At 67.1% G+C, this 18144-nt stretch carries 14 protein-coding genes and 1 pseudogene; 4 read left to right on the plus strand and 11 right to left on the minus strand.

The annotated features are described in order from the left end of the window. Positions 1 to 15: 15 nt before the first annotated feature. The 4 genes from OG474_RS41370 to OG474_RS41385 are packed head-to-tail and all read right to left on the minus strand — an operon-like array spanning position 16 to position 3968. On the minus strand, positions 16 to 1212 hold the full coding sequence (locus OG474_RS41370; protein ID WP_405059133.1) for an acyl-CoA reductase: 1197 nt from the start codon (positions 1210 to 1212) through the stop codon (positions 16 to 18). Then, the gene (locus OG474_RS41375; RefSeq protein ID WP_405059134.1) at positions 1187 to 2299 is read right to left on the minus strand and encodes an acyl-protein synthetase; all 1113 of its coding nucleotides are present in this window, start codon (positions 2297 to 2299) and stop codon (positions 1187 to 1189) included. The genes OG474_RS41370 and OG474_RS41375 overlap by 26 nt, the downstream gene beginning before the upstream one ends. Then, entirely contained in the window at positions 2296 to 3726 is a 1431-nt protein-coding gene (locus tag OG474_RS41380) for an AMP-binding protein (RefSeq protein WP_405059135.1), read from the minus strand. The genes OG474_RS41375 and OG474_RS41380 overlap by 4 nt, the downstream gene beginning before the upstream one ends. Continuing rightward, positions 3723 to 3968, minus strand: a complete 246-nt coding sequence (locus OG474_RS41385; RefSeq protein ID WP_405059136.1) for a hypothetical protein — start codon at positions 3966 to 3968, stop codon at positions 3723 to 3725. Before OG474_RS41385 ends, OG474_RS41380 begins: the two co-directional genes overlap by 4 nt. Positions 3969 to 4070: 102 nt before the next feature. On the opposite strand from OG474_RS41385, the gene OG474_RS41390 reads away from it, so the two are divergent. Beyond that, entirely contained in the window at positions 4071 to 5018 is a 948-nt protein-coding gene (locus OG474_RS41390; RefSeq protein ID WP_405059137.1) for a transglutaminase domain-containing protein, read from the plus strand. Positions 5019 to 5068: 50 nt separating this feature from the next. On the opposite strand, the gene OG474_RS41395 is transcribed toward OG474_RS41390, so the two are convergent. Next, a complete protein-coding gene (locus OG474_RS41395; RefSeq protein WP_405059138.1) occupies positions 5069 to 6112 on the minus strand; it encodes a BtrH N-terminal domain-containing protein in 1044 nt (347 codons plus the stop codon). Between the two features lie 134 nt (positions 6113 to 6246). On the opposite strand from OG474_RS41395, the gene OG474_RS41400 reads away from it, so the two are divergent. The 3 genes from OG474_RS41400 to OG474_RS41410 are packed head-to-tail and all read left to right on the plus strand — an operon-like array spanning position 6247 to position 11272. After that, positions 6247 to 7701 carry a PfkB family carbohydrate kinase gene (locus OG474_RS41400; RefSeq protein WP_405059139.1) on the plus strand — a complete coding sequence of 485 codons (1455 nt, stop codon included), beginning with the start codon at positions 6247 to 6249 and terminating at the stop codon, positions 7699 to 7701. Beyond that, positions 7698 to 8675, plus strand: coding sequence for an NAD-dependent epimerase/dehydratase family protein (locus tag OG474_RS41405; RefSeq protein WP_405059140.1), 978 nt, complete (start codon positions 7698 to 7700; stop codon positions 8673 to 8675). The genes OG474_RS41400 and OG474_RS41405 overlap by 4 nt, the downstream gene beginning before the upstream one ends. A gap of 8 nt (positions 8676 to 8683) precedes the next feature. Continuing rightward, on the plus strand, positions 8684 to 11272 hold the full coding sequence (locus OG474_RS41410; protein ID WP_405059141.1) for an amino acid adenylation domain-containing protein: 2589 nt from the start codon (positions 8684 to 8686) through the stop codon (positions 11270 to 11272). A gap of 13 nt (positions 11273 to 11285) precedes the next feature. On the opposite strand, the gene OG474_RS41415 is transcribed toward OG474_RS41410, so the two are convergent. The 6 genes and pseudogenes from OG474_RS41415 to OG474_RS41440 form a co-directional block, all read right to left on the minus strand. Continuing rightward, positions 11286 to 11825, minus strand: a complete 540-nt coding sequence (locus tag OG474_RS41415; protein WP_405059142.1) for an ankyrin repeat domain-containing protein — start codon at positions 11823 to 11825, stop codon at positions 11286 to 11288. Next, positions 11818 to 12753: an aspartyl/asparaginyl beta-hydroxylase domain-containing protein gene (locus OG474_RS41420; protein WP_405059143.1), complete on the minus strand. Its 936-nt coding sequence runs from the start codon at positions 12751 to 12753 to the stop codon at positions 11818 to 11820. The genes OG474_RS41415 and OG474_RS41420 overlap by 8 nt, the downstream gene beginning before the upstream one ends. A gap of 16 nt (positions 12754 to 12769) precedes the next feature. Next, entirely contained in the window at positions 12770 to 13957 is a 1188-nt protein-coding gene (locus tag OG474_RS41425; protein WP_405059144.1) for a glycosyltransferase family 9 protein, read from the minus strand. 352 nt (positions 13958 to 14309) lie between these two features. Then, positions 14310 to 14522 (minus strand): annotated as a pseudogene (locus OG474_RS41430) (MbtH family protein); the annotation flags it as partial. Positions 14523 to 14524: 2 nt separating this feature from the next. After that, the gene (locus OG474_RS41435; protein WP_405059145.1) at positions 14525 to 15601 is read right to left on the minus strand and encodes a TauD/TfdA family dioxygenase; all 1077 of its coding nucleotides are present in this window, start codon (positions 15599 to 15601) and stop codon (positions 14525 to 14527) included. Then, a complete protein-coding gene (locus OG474_RS41440) occupies positions 15598 to 18144 on the minus strand; it encodes an AMP-binding protein (RefSeq protein ID WP_405059146.1) in 2547 nt (848 codons plus the stop codon). Before OG474_RS41440 ends, OG474_RS41435 begins: the two co-directional genes overlap by 4 nt.

Raw genomic sequence — 18144 nt, forward strand, 5'->3', positions numbered from 1 at the left:
CTTTCGAACGGTCGGTCAAACGCTGATTGTGGTGAGTCGGGTGAATTCGTGCAATAGCTCGTAGCCGTCCCACACTGGGGAGAAATCAAGCGCCCGGCCGATCGGCACTATTCGATCGATTCCACAACCGGCACAGCTCCGGGCCAGCTCCTCTAATTGGTCCGCGGAAAATCCGAACTGGGTAATTGTCTGGTCGCGGCGCTCGACGATGTCTGCGAGCTCTGTTAGCCGATCGATCCGGCTCCACACGAAGGTCCCTGCGCCCAGCCAATGACGCGGTATGCTACTTGGCCCGGTGAGGTCGACCTGGGTGATCGCATTGCTGGAGAACCGAATGCTCTGAGCGCGCCCGTCCGCGGCCAGTCCACAGACCGCGACGTACTTCTGCAGAACCATCGAGGTATCCACCGCTGGGTTGCGGGTGGCAACGACTGACTCGAGCTCCGAGACGAACGACGGCTGTGCCTGGTCGACGACGGCATTCGGTCCGACCCAGAAGACGGCCCGAGGTGACGCGCAGGCCGCCTGATCGAACCAGTAGACGTCGTTGCAGAGACCTTCGGCCACCGTCCGCCGAACCGTCTGCGATGCGCCGAGCCAGGCGGCGGCCGAGATCACCGCGAAGGACGATCGATCCGGGAACGTCAGGTCCCGGGCCGACGGAGAAAGCGGGAAACGTCGCAGCACGCCGACGCTGTCGTCGCCACCCCAGAGTACGCGCAGGTCACATGTAGCACTGAGCGCTGTGGTCGTCGCTTCGTCGCGTCCGTAGGCAACCATCCACTGGGTCTGGGCGATGGCCGGATGCGCACTGCGCAGCGTCTCGTTCAGCGCGCCGATTAGGATATCGGTCAGCCGCGTCGTCCGTGACGGGATGCGCACGACGTTGTGATTGCCGGCGAGCGCCGCGAGTGCCCACACGTACACGAGCACCGTGTCGACATTGCTCGGCGGCACATGGAAGATCACGCCACGCGGGAATCGCAGGGCTCCGGCCGGCGCGGCGACGGCCTCTACGACCCGCCGCAGAGCGCCCTGGCGCAGGAACAGGGCGAGCGTTCCGAGCTGGGGATACTGGCGGATCAAACCGAGCGATCGAAGGTGCTTGCCAAAGGCAACGAGAAAGTCGAAGGTCCGGTCGTCGCCGAAGGCGAGCCGGCCCCCCGCAGGTTCGCGGCCGAGTTGGTCAACCGCCGGCGTCGGCTCGGTCACGACCCGCTCGGGGAACCTTAGTTGCAGCGGCATCCGGCACCACCCCCTCCGTGTCCGCGCATCCGCGACTCCCGGTCCTCGGGACCCGCCCGGTAACGGTGAACCGCTTCCCCGGCCAGTCGCCATCGTCGACACCGTGGACCACACCCACGTCTTCGGTCAGCACAGCGTGACCCGGGTACGAGAGCGGCAGCGTGCTGACCACCTCCACCACCCCTGGGCTGCCGACGGGAGCAACCTGCCAGGTCGACGGATCCCTGATCAGCACGTCCGCGAAGTCCGGACAGTACAGATACCCGCCCGACGGGCCTTCCAGGAACAGCGTGCCCATCTGCTCGACCATCCCGTAGAAATTGTGAATACGTCGCAGTCCGGTTTCCGCACCGAACCGCCGACGGAACTCGGAATTGTCCACGGCCAGATCGCTGAGCTTCTTCCAGCCACCCGAATGGATCAGAATACCGTTGGCCAGATCGAATCGCCGCCCGACCGCGAGCTCGAACAAATGAATCCACACCATGAAGGTGAAACCGAAGATGAGAAATGGTTGGTGTCCGTAGGTTCGCAGGAACGACTCGACGGCGCCACCGTCGGGCTGATTCCTCTCGTCCAGGACGAACGTGTGGTCACGGCCGATACTCATCATGCCCAGTACGCCGGCAGCACGGGCCGACACCGGTCCACGCTCGCGCAGGAGCGCCTTCGTGTCCACGACGAGCATCGGCAGCCGCCGGCTTCCGGCCACCGTCCGCAGCGTTGCTACGAGCGCACGTTGCTGGGTCGCTGCCGCCTCCCGGTCAAGATGGATGCGGCTCTTCACGCCGGTCGTTCCGCTGGACGTCAGGACGCGGAAAACATCCTGCTCGGCGATGCTCCGGATGGTGTGGTGCTTGAACAACCCGACGGGAAGCCACGGCAGGTCGGACACGTGGTGGTACTTGCGGTGCGACTGGTGTCCGAGCGCGTCAAGGATCCGTCGGTATTCGGTGCAGTTCGACCGGTGATACTCGACGAGCTCTCGCAGGGCCGGCAGCAGGATCGCCTCGCGGGCGCTCTGCTCGAGCGTGAAGGCCGTCGGCCGGCTCATCGCGTCGCCTCCTCCGTCAAGCGTCGATAGTCGGTCTTACCGTTCGGCAACGTCGGTAGTTCGTCGATGCCACGGACCTGGAGTCCGGATCGGTGGACCTGCAGCTGGTCGGCCAGTGTCCGGGCCAGGTCCGCTGCCGCCTCGTCAGTTGCCCCCGGCCACCAGATGACGGCGCTGTCGTCCGTGCCGACCGCGGCGACCGTTCCGGCCCGCGTTCCGGCGATCTGCTCCAGGTTGTCGAGATCAATCCGAACGCCGAAGATCTTGGCGATGCGCTTGGTTCGTCCCGTCAGGAAGAGGAAACCCTCGCTGTCCAGGGAGCCGATGTCGCCGGTAGCCAGTACGCCGCCCAGTTGGTCACCCCGGGCCAGGTCGGATGCGTCGTCCGAATAGCCGAGCATCACGTTCGGACCGCTGTAGACGACCTCTCCGGTGACATGTGGCGCGCAGCTGGTCGCGTCGTCGCGGCTCCGGACACAGAGGCTTCCACCCGGCACCGGCAGTCCGACCGAGCCAACCTTCTCAACGAGCCGATGGGACGGCAGTACGGTCATCCTCGCAGTGGCCTCGGTCTGGCCGTACATCACCGAGAGGCCGCCTCCGCAGGCGGTGATCTGCCGGGCCAGGTGCAGGGCGAGCTCCGGACGCATTCGTCCGCCCGCCTGGGTCAGCTGCCGCAGGGTCGGAACCGACGCCGGACTCCAGCGAATGCGCGCAAGCATCTCGTAGTGCCTCGGCACACCGGCCAACGACGTCACACCATGACTGCGACACGCCTGCCAGAGGTCCGAAGAGAACACACCACCCGCGGCTACCACCACTCTCCCACCCGCCATCAGATGGCTGTTCAGGACGGACAGGCCATAGCTGTAGAACAACGGCAGGCTGGTGACGGCGACGTCACGATCGTCGATGCCGAGCGCCTCGACGATCGACTTGGCGTTGGCCAACACGGCGTCCCTCGACAGCCGAACCAGTTTGGGACTGCCTGTCGATCCCGACGTCGCCAAGAGGACGGCGAGATCGGGATGCGGTGCCGGGCCCGCACTGACGCCGCGAAGCCAGACCTCACCCAGACCCGGGCGCTGCCCCGCGCCGTAGCCGGCCGGATGAACGCAGCCGTACAGGTGCGGACCCTGTTCCAGTCCGACCATCGCCGCCGGCTGGTACCGCTCGACCAAGGTCACGACTACGGCCGCCGGAAGCCCGGGATCGAGTAACAACACCGGCCGGCGGGCCGCCATCGCCGCAAGGTACCGCAGGACCGAGCTGACCGTCGTCGCGGCCCGGACCACGACGACACCAGGAGGCAACGCGTCGTAGGCCCGGAGGATCGGCGCCAGCGCTGCGGCGAGGCCGGTCCCCCGAAGCCGGTCGCCGCCGGCTGCATCGATGATCTCGGCGGACGGTGCGACAAGCTGTGTCATCGGGTCACCGGTACGCCGAGGTCGCACAGAATTTTCAGGGCGGTGCCGAAACTGTCCAGACCGATGAGCTGATCGGTCTCGAGCTCGACGTCGAACTCTTCCTCGATCGCGAGGGCGAGCGCGAGGTGACCGAGTGAGTCCCAGCGGGGGTGATCCCGATGTCTCAGCCGGGAAACATCCTCTTCGGGGTCGAGGTCCAGAGCAACGACGAAAACCGACCACAAGCGGCCATGAACGTTCATCCGCCACGACCTCCTGTCCGGCCCGCGTCGTCGATATCCGTCAACACCCTCGTTGACAGCGCTCAGGCGGGCCAGAAAGATGATACGGCACCAGAAACTGATATGCCGGGAGCGACAATTAACAAATCATTCTCTTCGGCCGGCCAGGTTCGCGAGGTCGTCGATCGAATTCGGCGGGTACCGGACAGTTCGAGGCGTTTCTCGGAATCGATCAGCACGGCGGCCCGCATCCACCGGGTCGGCCCAGATCTGCTGACCCAGCTGCTCGACCAGGGATTACCGCATCGTGGCTCCGGCCCGGCCCGGATGTTCGACAGTCTCGATTTGTCCAATGTCGGCCTGGCCCTGGCGTTACGGTGTCCCCGCTGGATGGCCATGCGCTGGTGGTCGAAGGCGCTCACGCAACTCGTACCCGATCACGAAGTGCGGAACCTGATGAACATTTCGTCGTCGTGTCCGTCACCGGGGCACGCCGGGGACTGTCACTTCGTGGTTCATCCGCGGCTGGTCGCGGCCACCCAGCCCGCCAGCTTCCGCGAGCTGGGTCCGGGCTTGTTCGGGTTCGAGGTGAGGCTGGCCAGCAAACATTGGTTCTTCGGTGACCCCTTCACCGCCCTGATCGATCGTCTGCTGCCACTCCAGTTCCATCTCCTCGCCTACCCGCTCAACACGGATCTGGGTTTCCTGGCCGAGACCGGCCTGGCGAACTGTGAGCTCGCGGCGGCCTATCTGGTCAGCCAAGGAAGAGAACTCGGCCTGCCCGTTCGCATCAGTGCCGGCTACTTCGTCGCACGGCCGTACGCCGCGGTCCATATCTGGACCGAATTCCGGGTCGGCGATCGATGGCTGCCGGCCGATCCGCTCCTGCTCAATGCGCTGGCCCGATGGAACGTCGTCGATGCCCGGGTGTGGCCGCCGAACAGGGCGCCGCAGGGCCTCTTGTGGCCCGTGCATGACAGGGCGATCGAGCTAATGACCCACCGCGACCACGACGGCCTGCTCGCGCCGACCGTGACGGTCGTCGACCAGCAGTTGCTTCCGATCGGCTGACGTCCGGCTGTCCAACCGCGGAACAGCGTCAGTTGCACAGACAGCCGCCGCTAGCCGGGGACAAGGCTCGACAGGCGGCGCATGCACTCGTACTCGTCGCCGAACATCCCAGCCATCTCGTCGGCGACATGGCTCAGGTGCTCCTTGATCGGACGTTTGGCCGAAGCACCGAAGAAGAACGCCGCACGCAGACCGTCCAGGCGATCAGACAGCTGACGCAGCTGCGTCGCGGCCTCGGACAGATCCACCCGGAGGGCGTCGCCGGCCAGGCCGAGGAACTGCGCGTTCTGCCTGCGTTGCCTGGTCAGCACGCTGAGGAAGCTGACGCCGCGCAGGAGGACGCGGTCATCGACCACGCGAGCCGTTTCGGCATAGCGACGAACGTCGGCGACGAACCGCTTGGCGGCATGGTGGCCGACCGGCTGATCCACGGCGTCGGAGCCGACGAGGTACCGCCGGGTGTTGCCGACCAGAGCATCCCGCAGAGTGTCCGCGGACGGTGAACTGAACGCGATCGGCCCGGGCAGGTCGATGGTGAAGAACGGCTTGGCGGCTGCACCGAGGTGCTCGGTTGCTCCGGCCAAGGCGATGGCATGGTCGAGCTCCGCCACCGCCAGCCAGCCCCGGAAGGAGCGAACCGGCAGGTCATCGACAACGTAGGCAGCACCTGCTTCGATACCGGTGATGACGATCCTGTGCAGGTAGTGGACAGCCTGGTAGAACGGCGACCGCGGGTAGGCGAACGTGTTGACCTGGACGACCACTTGGCGACCGTTTCCGAGGACCAGCCGCACATGGTCCCACAGGGCCTCGGACGACCCGTGACTAATACACCGTTCGCTGATACCGTACCACCGGCGAATGCTGTGACCATATTCGTAATGGCTCGCCCTGATTCGCATGAACGACGGTTCGAAATCCGGCAGCGGTGGCCCGTAGTCGTAACCCCAGTAATCACCGAGAACGCGCGGATCAACACTCAGATTGGTCAGCAGCGTGCTATAGGTGTCGGCGAAGCAATCCAGGCCGTTCTCATAAGCCCGAACTGCCCACCGGCCCGCTGATTCCGTGCCGTCGACTGCGCGCCGCACCACAACTGACTCCTCTGCTGCTTTCCCGGCAAACAATAGGCCCGATTCGCCGGCAGGCCCAGTGAACTGATTTCACGGTGCGATGCGTTGGGCTATCGTGCCTGTTCAGGCTGTTTCCGCCATGGTGGAGGTGGAGAATGTCCGGCGTTCGTCCGCCACACTCCTGGAGTGCAGGGCTCGTTGTGGTCGGTGACGTCTTACTGGACCGCGATGTCATCGGACGGGCAGAACGGCTTTCGCCGGAGTCGCCGGTACCGGTCGTCGACAAGAGCTGCACCGTCCAGCGTCCTGGTGGCGCCGGCCTTGCAGCGCTGCTGGGCGCCGATGCCGGCCAGCCCGTGACCCTGGTCACCGCGCTCGCCGAGGACGAGGCCGGCGAGGCGCTGCGGACCATGCTGGAGGCTGCGGGTGTGCGGCTGGTCGATCTCGGATCGCCCGGCCGCACCGCCATCAAGACGCGGATCCGGGTGGCCGGGCACACTCTCCTGCGGATCGACGACACTGCACCGACGGCATCCGTCCGTGGCAGGCGGCTCGACACCGCCGCGGAGGTGCTCGGCGCGGCAGACGCCGTCCTGGTCGCCGACTACGGGCGGGGTCTGGTCAGTCAGCCGCAGGTCCGGCGGCTGCTGCCTGTTGCAGCAAGCCGAATTCCGCTCGTCTGGGACCCTCATCCACGCGGCAGCCGTCCAGTACGGGGAGCTCGCCTGATCACCCCGTCGCGCAGTGAAGCGCGCCACTTCGTCACCCGTCCGCCGGGCGACGGGCTCGCGACGGACATCGCCCGTGCCCGGATCCTGGTTCAACGCTGGCAGGCAGCCGCGGTAGCGGTGACACGTGGCCAGCAGGGTGCCGTGCTGGTTCAGCACCCGCACGGGACACCGCTCGTCGTTCCGGTCACCACAGCGAAGACGGTGCTGTCTGCTGATCGTGTGCCGGATGTCTGCGGCGCCGGCGACAGGTTTGCGGTCGCAGCCGCGCTTTGCCTCGCCAACGGCGAACACATCTCCGAAGCGGTCACGAACGCCGTCTCAGCGGCGACCGACTATGTGGCATCCGGTGGTCCGGCCGGCCTCGGCGATCGGCCACGGTCGAGGGAGCGCCCACTGGTCGACGCACTAGGTCTGGGCGACCGAGTTCGCGGCGCGGGCGGCACGGTGGTCGCGGCGGGCGGATGTTTCGATGTGCTGCACAGCGGTCACGTGCGGATGCTGGAGCAGGCCCGTCAGCTCGGCGACTGCCTCATCGTCTGCGTCAACAGTGACGCCTCGGTCGCGCGACTGAAGGGTCCAGGGCGGCCAGTCGTGCCCGCCCTCGACCGGGTGGCGGTGCTGCAGGCGCTGTCCTTCGTCGATGCAGTGGCCGTTTTCGAGGAGAACGTTCCGCTGCGCCTCCTGGCCGAGCTCAGGCCGCACCTCTTCGTCAAGGGTGGCGACTACGACGGAGCCGATATTCCAGAGCACGGCCTGGTCAGGTCCTGGGGCGGCGAGGTCGTCACGATGCCGTACCTGGCCGGGCGGTCCACGACCGCCATGATCCAACAGGCCGCCGCGCGGGAGCAGGCGCAGGTCACCGGAACCCGGGCGCCATGAGGAGAAAGGCTGCTCGCGACGGAAAGGGCGAGCTTCTGGTCACCGGCGCAGCGGGCTTTGTCGGCTGCCACCTAGTCAGGGCAGCTGCCTTCGAGGGATGGCAGGTAACCGCGGTGGACCTGCGGCCGCTGCCCGCCGATGCCGGTCCGGTTACGCGGGAGCTTCGCAGCGACTTCGCCGCGCCGCAAGTGCTGTCACTGGTGCGTGACGGCCGGTTCGTGGCGGTCCTGCACCAAGCCGCGATCACCAACACACTCGAAACCGACGTGGATCGGCTGCACTCGACGAACGTCACCAAGGCGGTACAACTGGCACGGGTCTGCGCGGACGCCGGTACGGTCTTCGTCTATGCGTCCTCGCACAGCGTGTATGGGCGGATTCACCGCCACGCGGCGGTACCAGAGAGCGCAGCCGACGACAGCTTGATCTGCACCGGTCCGCTCAACCCCTATGGCTGGTCGAAGCTCCAACTCGACCGCCTGGTGCCCGAGATAGCGCCCGGTCGGTTCAACTGGGCCGGATTGCGCTACACGAACGTCTTCGGTGCGGGAGAAGGCTCAAAGGGCGCGATGGCGTCGATCATTTCGCAGCTCGTCCAAGGAGCAGCGGCGGATGGCGCGGTGCGGCTCTTCGCAGACACCCTGACAGCCTCTCGAGACTACGTACCGGTCGAGCACGTCGTCGACTGCTTGTTGCGTATTCTCAGGGACCCGATACCGGTCGGCGTCTACAACCTCGGGTCGGGTCATGCCGTGAGTTTCGCGAAGCTCCTGGAGTGGTGCTCCGAGTTCCGGGCCGGCAAGGAACTGACGGTCCGGCTGTCGGCGAACCCTATCCCCGACCGCTACCAGTACTGGACCTGCGCCGACATGGCCGCCCTCAACAAGGCACTGGGCATATCTCACCTCGGTCTCGACGTCGTCCACGCGGCAGCCGAAGCGCTGTACCACGATGCACCGCGCGGCGCGACGTGAACGCCCCGATGACCGATGGCCGGGACCTGGCCGCCGATCTACCGACGGACCTGCGGCGGCGTCTGGCCGCATGGTCGCAAGGTGCTCCGGACCAGTCGGCAGAGCCCAAGACCGTCCATCAGCGGGTGCTCGCGCGCGCCGCCGCCGATCCCCATGCCACGGCGGTGGTCGGACCGGACGCCAACCTGACTTACGAGGAGCTCGACGAGCGCTCCATGCTGGTCGCGCGAGGCCTGGCCGCCGCCGGTGTCCAGCACGGCGATCTGGTCGCCCTCTGCCTGCCGCGCAGCATCGACCTCGTCCTCGCCATGCTGGGCGTCTGGCGGGCCGGCGCCGGGTACGTGCCGATCGATGTCGGCACGCCGGCGGCTCGTGCGCAGTTGATGCTGGCCGAGACCGGCGCCGCCCTCGTTGTCACCGACCGGTCCACGCCAGCAGGACCACACACGGTCCGGCGTATCTCGGTGCCCGATCTCACCGAAGCAGGTCGTCGTTTCGAACAACTCCCGGTGCCGGCGGGTCACCGTGACCTGGCCTACGTCATCTACACCTCGGGCAGCACTGGCCGCCCCAAGGGTGTACTGGTCGAACATCGCAGCGTGACCGCCATGCTGGACGCGACGGTGCCCTTGCTGGGTCTCCGCAACGACGACGTCTGGAGCTTTCTGCACGCTGCCGCGTTCGACTTCTCGGTCTGGGAGATCTGGGGGTGCCTGAGCACGGGCGGGCGCCTGGTGATCGCTTGTCCCGAGACGGGAAGAGATCCGGCAGAGCTCCACCAGTTGCTGATCAGGCACGGGGTGACAGTGCTGTGCCAGACGCCGTCAGCCTTCACCTTGCTTGACGAGGTCGATGCGGATTCACCCGAGCATCTCAGCGGCATCCGACTCGTGATCCTGGCCGGCGAAACCCTGCAGGTTCCTCATCTGAGCCGGTGGCGGATTCGCTATCGAGACCATCCACAGCGTCTGGTGAACATGTACGGAATCACCGAGACGACCGTGTTCTGCACCGCTCATCAGATCACTGGAACGGCCGGCACGCGGTACCCGATCGGCGCCCCGATCCCCGGATGGGAGTTGTATGTCGTCGGCGCGGACGGCCGGCTCGCCCGGCCTGGGGAGGTCGGAGAGATCTGGGTCGCCGGCCCGGGCGTGTCCCGCGGCTACCTTCACCGTCCGGACCTGACCGCGCGGCAGTTCGTCAACGCCCTGGTCCTCGGCAAGCCTCGCCGCCTCTACCGTAGCGGTGACCTGGCTGCCTGGAGCGAGGCCGGGCAGCTTCTATACCACGGCAGAACGGATGACCAGGTGAAGCTGCGTGGCCACCGCATCGAGCTGGGGGAAGTGGAGGCGGCCATCGGGCAGCTGCGCGGGGTGCGGCAAGGTGCCGTGGTGTTCAGGGCCGACGCGGCGCTGCCGGAGCGCGAGCGAATCGAGGCCTACGTGGCCGGCGCCGGCGATCTCGACTCCGGCGCCGTGCGCGACGAACTCTCCCGGGTTCTGCCGGGCTACATGGTCCCGGCCACCGTGACCGTGCTCAGCGAGCTTCCGTCGACGACGAGCGGAAAAGTCGATCGTGGCGCGCTGGCCGCCTCCACGCCGACGGCCGGCGGACCTGAAGCCCCGACCGGGGAGTCAACCGGACGAGTGAGCGATCTGGTTCGCCGGTTGTGGACCGACCTGCTGCCGGCTGGGTCCGGCCCCGATGAGGACTTCTTCCGGTCCGGAGGCAACTCGCTGCTCGCCGCCCGGCTTGCCGAGGAGCTTCGCCGGCAGGGCTTCCCGCGCCTGAGGATCGATGACATCTTCCGTCACCCGACGCAGGCCGCGCTGGCCAGCTGGCTGGGTGAACACGGCGACGACCCCCAGCAAGCTCCGGCCGGCCAGCTGGACTTCGTCCTCGGGTGCCTGCCACACGCCGGAGCCGGGGCGTCGTTCTTCTGGTCCTGGAAGTCCGAGCTACCGCCCACCGTGACGTTGTGCTCGATCCAGCGTCCCGGCCGGGAGGACCGCCTTCACGAACCCGCACACCATGATCTGGCACAGGCGGCCGAGGACGCCGCCGAGCAACTGCTGGCCATGGCCGACCCGCGCAAGCCCTTCGTCGTATTCGGACACTCCTCCGGTGGGATGCTGGCCTACCAGCTGACCAGAGCGCTGCTGGGCCGTGGGACCCAGCCGCAGTGCCTGGTTCTGAGCGGTATCGCATCCCTGGACATCGCCCGCGACCACGGCCGTCGCCACCTCGACGACGACGCCCTGGTTGCTTCGGTCGCCCGGACGGTCGGCTATGACCATCCCGCGCTACACCATCCCGAGCTGAGGAACTTGGTCCTGCCGGCGCTCCGAGCCGATGTGACCGCGCATGAGCTCTACGAGCCGGCGCCGCCGGTCATAATCGACGTACCCATTCTGGCGTTGCGCGGGGACGCTGATCCCGTCGTCACCGCCGCCGACGCTGCCGGCTGGGCCGACGTCACCACGCGGTTCACCACCCTGACCGTCGCCGGCGGACACATGGCACCGGTCGAGCAGCCTCGCCGGCTGCTGAACCTGATCGCGGATCATCTCGGCGAACTTCGGGCGACGGCCTGATCCCAGGCAGACGTCAGCGCGGATCGTCCCCCGGATCGGTCGGTCGGATCTCGTCAGCCGGCACCAGCAGATCGAAGTCATCAGGGACGGCGAAGCCAAGAGTTTCCCGGCAGTAGCTCTCCCACTCGGCCGACCCGCCGCCGAACAACACCGCCTCACCAGGCCATGCGCCCTCGGTCACCGTGAGGTCGTCCTGGAGGTAGACGACGCTGTCGGGCTCGGGCCGGGGCTGGTTGTCAGCAGGTTCCGGCCAGCCAGGGAAGCCCTCGAGCTCACACAGCCGGTACGCCCGGCAGTAGGGGCGCCAACCGCGATCCGGCGGATCGTCCGCGAGCGCCGCGTCCTCCGCCGCCCGCAGCAGCTCGGCGACGTCCCGGTGACCGGCGGCCACTGCGATCTGATAGGCGGTGCGTCCGTCCGGTCCTGTGGCCCTGGCCTCGGCTCCGGCGTCGAGGAGACTCCGCACCACCGCGACGTCACCGCGCCCCGCGGCCCGATCCAGATCGGTCCATCCTTCCTCACCACGAGCCGACGCGGTAGCTGACTCAGTCATCGGTCTCTCCCATCGGCTCGAACACAAGCTTCCCGCCGCGGAGCTCGGCCGCACGGGACCCTCGCTCGCGCATGTACCTGATCATCTGCGCCCCGTTCCGCTCGTCCAGCAACACCCGGACGTCGTCGTGGTCCAGCTCGACCCGGCGCATCCCACGGTCCTTGAGGAAGCGAATGATCCGCGCCTCGAAGGAGCTGCGACTGGCCAGCATGCGGTCCCGGATCACCGGCTCGAGGTCGGGATGGGACACGTCCATGATGAGCACCACGCGAGGGCTTTCGCCGTCGTGCCACACCTCGTGCTCGAAGGAATCGTCGAACACCAGGCATCGCCCTTCTTCCCAGCTGAGAACCTCGTCACCGACCCGGAGCCGGGCCCCAGGCGGCGTCCGCAATCCGAGGTGGACCCGCAACCGCGCATTGGTGGACCCGCAGTGCGGCACGATCCGCGTACCTGGAGCAAGCCAGGACAAGGTGACCACTCCGATCCCGGCGGCAGCAGCCTCGGGGATACCGTCGATCAACGAGGCGGTGACCGGGAACCGGGCGCAGGCGTCCTCGAAGCGGTAACCGGACTCGTAGAACACGACCTGATCCCAGCGGCCGGCACTGACCAGAGGCTCGTCGACCGGCAGGAAGCCCGAGACCGCCGGATCGACCTGCGCATCGAGCTCCGCCCGGATCTGCCGGTAGTTCTCCTCCAGGTAGGAGCAGAACCAGAAGTCCGCCGGATCGTAAACCGGCCGCGGCGGCAGCGATGCCAGGTAGTGCGACGGTCGCTGCAACGGGTGCCGCCACATTCCTTCGCTGATCGCGATCTCGGTCAGCCGTCGCGCGCTCTCGTGTGCGCCGTCCGCCGTCAGCGTGTCGATCAACTGCGCGTACGAGCGCCGTGCCTGCTCGGACCACCGTGCGGTGACAATACTCATTCGATCCTCCTCGTCCTCAGTGTCGTAGCGCGGCCGTCACGGACGCACAGACTTTGGCGACGTCAATCTCCACCAGACATTTCGGGTACGGCCCTCGCGGCCCCTGGTATTCGATTTCGCAGCCCTCCTCGCATTGCCAGAGCGGACGGGTGGGACCCTGATGTCGTGGTGTGCACCCGTTCTCGCAACGGAACCTCCGCGGGAGCTCCGACCGGTCCGTCAGTCCGTGGTGGAGCGGCCGGTTCAACGGCCGACAGGTGTAGCGGGAGACAACGCGGAGGCGGGTGTAGACCCGGGCAAGCCAGGCCATTCCGCTCCCCGGCCCGTAGATGATGACGCTTGGTGTCCCGACGGCTGCGGCCAGATGTCCCGGACCCGAGTCGTTGCCGATCAGCAGGTCGGCGCCTGCGATGAGGTTGGCACTGCGGTTGAGCGAACCATCGATGGCGACCTGCACGACGCCGCCGGGATGGCGCCCGCGCACCTGATCACGCAGAAGGGTCAGCTCCACGGCTTCCGCCCGTGTCCCCAGCAGATACAGGCTCGCTCCGAACTGCTCGACCAGTCGTACGCACAGCTCGGCGAATCGCTCCAGCGGCCACCGGCGATTGAACCGCACTGCACCCCCGGGATGCACCACGATTCGGGGCCGTACCGCATCGAGCTCCGGCAGCTCCTCCGGCCACCTGGGCAGATCTGGGACCACATCGGCCGGGCGTAACGAGCCATCCAGGCCCAGCGTGACCGCGTAGCCGCACATCACCTCGTAAAGATCAGGGGTGGCGAACCGGGTGGCAGCTAGCCGCACCGGATGAGTGATGTCCTGATCCGACAGCTCACCTCGTGGCTGGGCCAGCCGCTGTCCGATTCCCGCGGCCCTCGCATGTCCTGCGTCCAGCAGATGCGAGTCAGGATCGACCACGCATAGCTGGTAGTCGCGGTCGGCCAGCTCTCTCATGAAGGTCAGCCAGCTCTCCGCCGTCTGGTCGTAGGGGTCGGGGCACCGGAGCACGTCAGTGAGGTACATGTGCCGGTCGAGCAGTTCGGCGAACTGGGTCGCGAGCGTGTCACCGACGACCAGGGTGACCGAAGCATCCGGATGAGCGCGCCGTACCAGCGCCAGCAGCGCGTTGCGGAGCAGCAGGTCGCCGAGCCCGGGGAGGTGCAGCTGCGCGAAGACACAGATCCGCTCAACCGCCGGCACGTTCCAGCTGTCCTTCCCCGGAGAGGGTGCGAACATCGATCGCGGCCCGGCAGCGCACTGGTTCGAAGTCGAGTTCGAGAGTGCCGACGATCAGGGCCTGACCGGTCCCGGCGTCGAAGTCGGCATTGGTGAGATCGCTACCGTGCAGGTCGACGCGCACACCGAGCTCGGTGCCACCGCGGGTCCCGGTGAAGCGGATGAGGACATACCGGCGGTCGATGGCAGCCTTGAGCTCTGCCGCGGAGCTTTCCGGTCGCAGGACGGCCTGCACCGGATGAGCACCTTCGCAGAGCCTGTCGACCAGGCAAGGGCTGTCATCTACCGGTTCCGTCGCCTCCACTGGCGCGTCGTTGGCGTGCTCGGCCATGTGCCGCCGCAGACTCAGGGGCCGCATGTCCGTCCACACTTCGTCGACATAGCTCAGGCATTGCGACCTGGTCCCGGTCTTCCCGTCGCGCCGCCATCCATTCGGCAGATCGTGTCCGACCGGCCAGATCGAGTACTGCTCCTCGTGGTTGACCACGACGTCGTACAACTGCTCCTCACATTCGTCGTTCTGGGTCATCGCTACTCCTTCATCGAACATGATGGGTCGGGACTCTCACTCGCCGCATAGGTGGCCTCGTTCCACGAGATCGGAGCGGCGACGCTCACAGCGACCCGGCGGCTGCCCGAAAACGGCCGGCGGCCATGCGCCGCCAGGAGATTGTCGACCAGCAGCACGTCCCCCGCCTGCCACCCGACGTCGACCCCTTCGGTCGCGTACGCCGCCGTCAGAACCTCAACAACCTCGGCTGGGATGGGACGGCCGTCACCGTAGAACGTGTTGTAGGGCAGACCCTCTTCCCCGACCATCTGCAGCAGGGCCGCCCGTAGCGGGGCGGCAAGAGTGTGCACGTTGAAGAACACGGCGTGGTTGAACCAGACGAACTCCCCGGTTTCCGGATGCCGAGCGACAGCCGGCCGGACCTGGCGCGTTCGCAGACCGCCGCCGGGCTTCCATTCGGCTTCGATACCGTGGTCGGCGCAGTACGCCGTTACTGCATCGCGACTGCTGGTCTGAAAGGCCTCGGACCAGGACAGTCCCATCCCGTGACCGAAGTTGCGGACGTACATCACCCCGTGATCGGCAAACGGCTTCAGGACTTCGACAGGGATCCGGGTCAGGACCCGTCTGGTATCAGCGAGCGACGTCGCGCCGCCCTGTTCGGCCGGACTGAGACAGCAGAAGACGAGCGCACCAGGAAAGTCCCGCTGGTACGAATTCTCGTTGTGCAGCGGGATCAACTGGTCCGGAGGGTAGTCGGTAGCGGTGTAGATCCGGTCGCCCAGGCTCGTCCGCGGTGACGAACGCTCGACGTACGCTTCCGGCTCACCGACCAGTGCCTTCGCTACCGCTCCGAAGGTGTCGAGAGTGATTCCGAATCCGCGGAAAAGGACAGCACCGGTGTCGTACCGCCAGCGTCGGATGGTGTCACCATGCGTCTCGGCGTACTCGGCGAGCTGGAGACCGTCGTGCTTTGGACGGACTAGCAGCGGTAACCCGGAATCGGACGTGGTAACGGCCTCCTGCCGCCGTGCCGTGCCAGGCAGCGCGGCGGCGACCCGCCGTCGCGCCGAGGGTGGACCCGGTAGGTCTGTCATCGCTGACCCCGCGCGGGTAGCCCGCCGAGGATGGCGTGGACGAAGCGGTCGGTTCCATCCAGATCGAGCAACGTCGGCAACGGCGCGACGTCCATCGTGCCGATCGGGCAGAGGCCCAGACCGCATTCGAGCGCAGCGTCCGTGAACAGCTGGGCAATCGCGCCCGCCTCCAGGACAGTGAACTGCCAGCCGATGTCGCCGTAGAGCGGCGCGATAGCGGCCGTCCGGCCAATCAAGAAGATCGAGAACGCGCTGCTCCGAGCCGCTTGCTGATTGACGTCGATATGGGCCGAAATCGGTAGGGTTGCGTCTGGGGCGACAGGAACCAAACAGTCGCGCACCGGGTGGTAGTAGTAGCTACCGGCCCGAAGGCTGCTGACCCGGCCGGGACCAACGAGCACGTAGACCTGCACCGGATACGCGCTGCCTGCCGACGCGTACCGGTACCTGGGCTCTCCGTCCTGCATGGTTACCCCGGCAACCGAGAGCAGAGTGGACAAGGCCTGGAAACTGACCGGATCCGGGCCGAACGAGCGTGTGGTGTTCCGTCGAAGCATCGGCCGGCCCTCTGCAGTGGACAGCTGCCTTCCCCGTATGTCGTCCAGGTCGTGACGGATACCATGCCGCGCCTGCTTGAACGCCTGCTGCGCCAGTACGCCTGAAATCACACCTTCAGCCGCGCCTCCAGCTGACTCGATCCCGCCGGCTGGCACCGGGCTTCGTCTGCCCAGGCCCGGCTCGCCGGTCACACCGAGGTGTCCGCGCAGACCTGCTGCGATCGTCGGTGATCGCAACAGGTCCTCGACGCTGACACTGAGACCGAGCTCCTCCTCCAGGGCGATGGCCAGGCGCACGAGCTGAAACGAGTTCGCCCCGATGTCGAGCAGATTCGTGTCCGGCTGGATGTCGGGCAGATCGAACAACCGCCAGGCCACTGCGGTGGCTCTGCGCAGCAGCTCGTCGTCCTCCGGCGAGTGCTGCCCGGGCGGCAGATCCAGCGGTGAGAGCGAACGGGCCGCGGCGCCGAGCGCCGCGCGGTCGATCAGCCCATCGGACGACAGCGGCATCGTGGCGACCAGTTCAATGCGCTCTGGCAGAAGATACGCCGACACGGTACGGCGAAGATGCCCGGTCAGGTCCGCTTCGGTCACGCTTGCCCCGGCACGTACCCGAACGTAAGCTACCGACCCGGCGGCCACCACCGCCGACTGCCGAACCGCCTCGTGCGTGCCGAGGGCGAGCTCGACGTCGCGCAGGTTCAGCGGACGTCCGTGGAGCATCACCCGTGACGACTCGTCGCCTGTCACCTCGACGACACCTTCCGGCCGGAGCCGACCAAACAGTGAGGTTCGCACCAGCCGTTCGCCGGTCTCGGGGTGGCGGACGGTCGACTCTACAGGGGGTTCCGCCGCGGATCCGCCGAGATAAAGGCGTCCCGGCACCCAAACCGGGCATGGTGCCAGCTTCTCGGACAGGACGTACAGACGCTGGTTGGTCATCGGGCGACCGATCGGTAGCCAGTCCCAGCTGGTGAGTGGCTCAGTCAGGTCCTGCCAGGCCACCCAGGGCCCGTGTGAGCTGATGGCCGTCGCGTAGGCCAGCGTCAGGTCAGCTCGTTCAGCACGCAGCTCGCCGAGCTGGCCGGCACTCAGCGGCCCACCGCTGAGCACCACCGCTCGAAGGCTCCGCGGTAGCGATTCGCCGGCGACCGAGAGGTGTTCGAGCAGGAGGTCGAGGAGCGCCGGAGTCAGCATCCATACGGTAACGCGTTCGGAGCGGCTCAACTTCAGCCACTCCTGCGGGCTCTGCCGGGCATCCTCGGCACCAACGACCACCGCCGCTCCGACGAGTAGCGGCCCGAACGTCTCGTACAGTGCCGGGCCCGAATCGGCCGATACCAGCGCCAGCACCCGGTCTTCTGGACCGAGGTGCAGCCGGCGGTTGACGTCCGTCACCGTGTCGCACAGAACTCGGTGACTGATCGCCGCGTCGGCTCCGGGCTCGGTCCCGCACGGCAGGACAGCAGCCGAATCGTCGTCTGTCGCCGGTGGCTCGAAGGCTGCGCAGCAAATCTCGGCGATCAATGGCACAACGACGGTTTCGGCCGGCCAGGCGAGCCAGCCGGCCAGGCTGTTCTGGGTGATCACCACCCTCGCCTCGCTCTGCTCGAGCGCCGCCTGTCGGTGGTCTGGTGGAGCGTCCGGTGGTAGCGGCAGGTAGGCGGCGCCGACCCGCATCACGGCGAGCGCCGCGACGACCTGCTCCCAGCCATGCTCAGCACACAGGATCACCCGATCGCCCGCCCCGACACCGACATCGGCGAGCCGACCGGCCAGGGCGGAGACCTCGGCCTGCAAGTCGCCGTAGGCCAGCGTCCGCCCCGGCGAGACGACCGCGGTACGGTCGGGATTCCGTTCGGCGACAGCGGCGAAGTGCTGGTCTAAGCGGCCCGTGACGCTTGGCGCCGAGGTGCGATTAACCGCCTCGATCAGCTCCCGCTGATCGGCTGGGAACATCGCGGTGGTGGGCTCGACAGTAACCAA

The organism is Kribbella sp. NBC_01505, from assembly GCF_045040285.1.
Lineage (GTDB): Bacteria > Actinomycetota > Actinomycetes > Propionibacteriales > Kribbellaceae > Kribbella.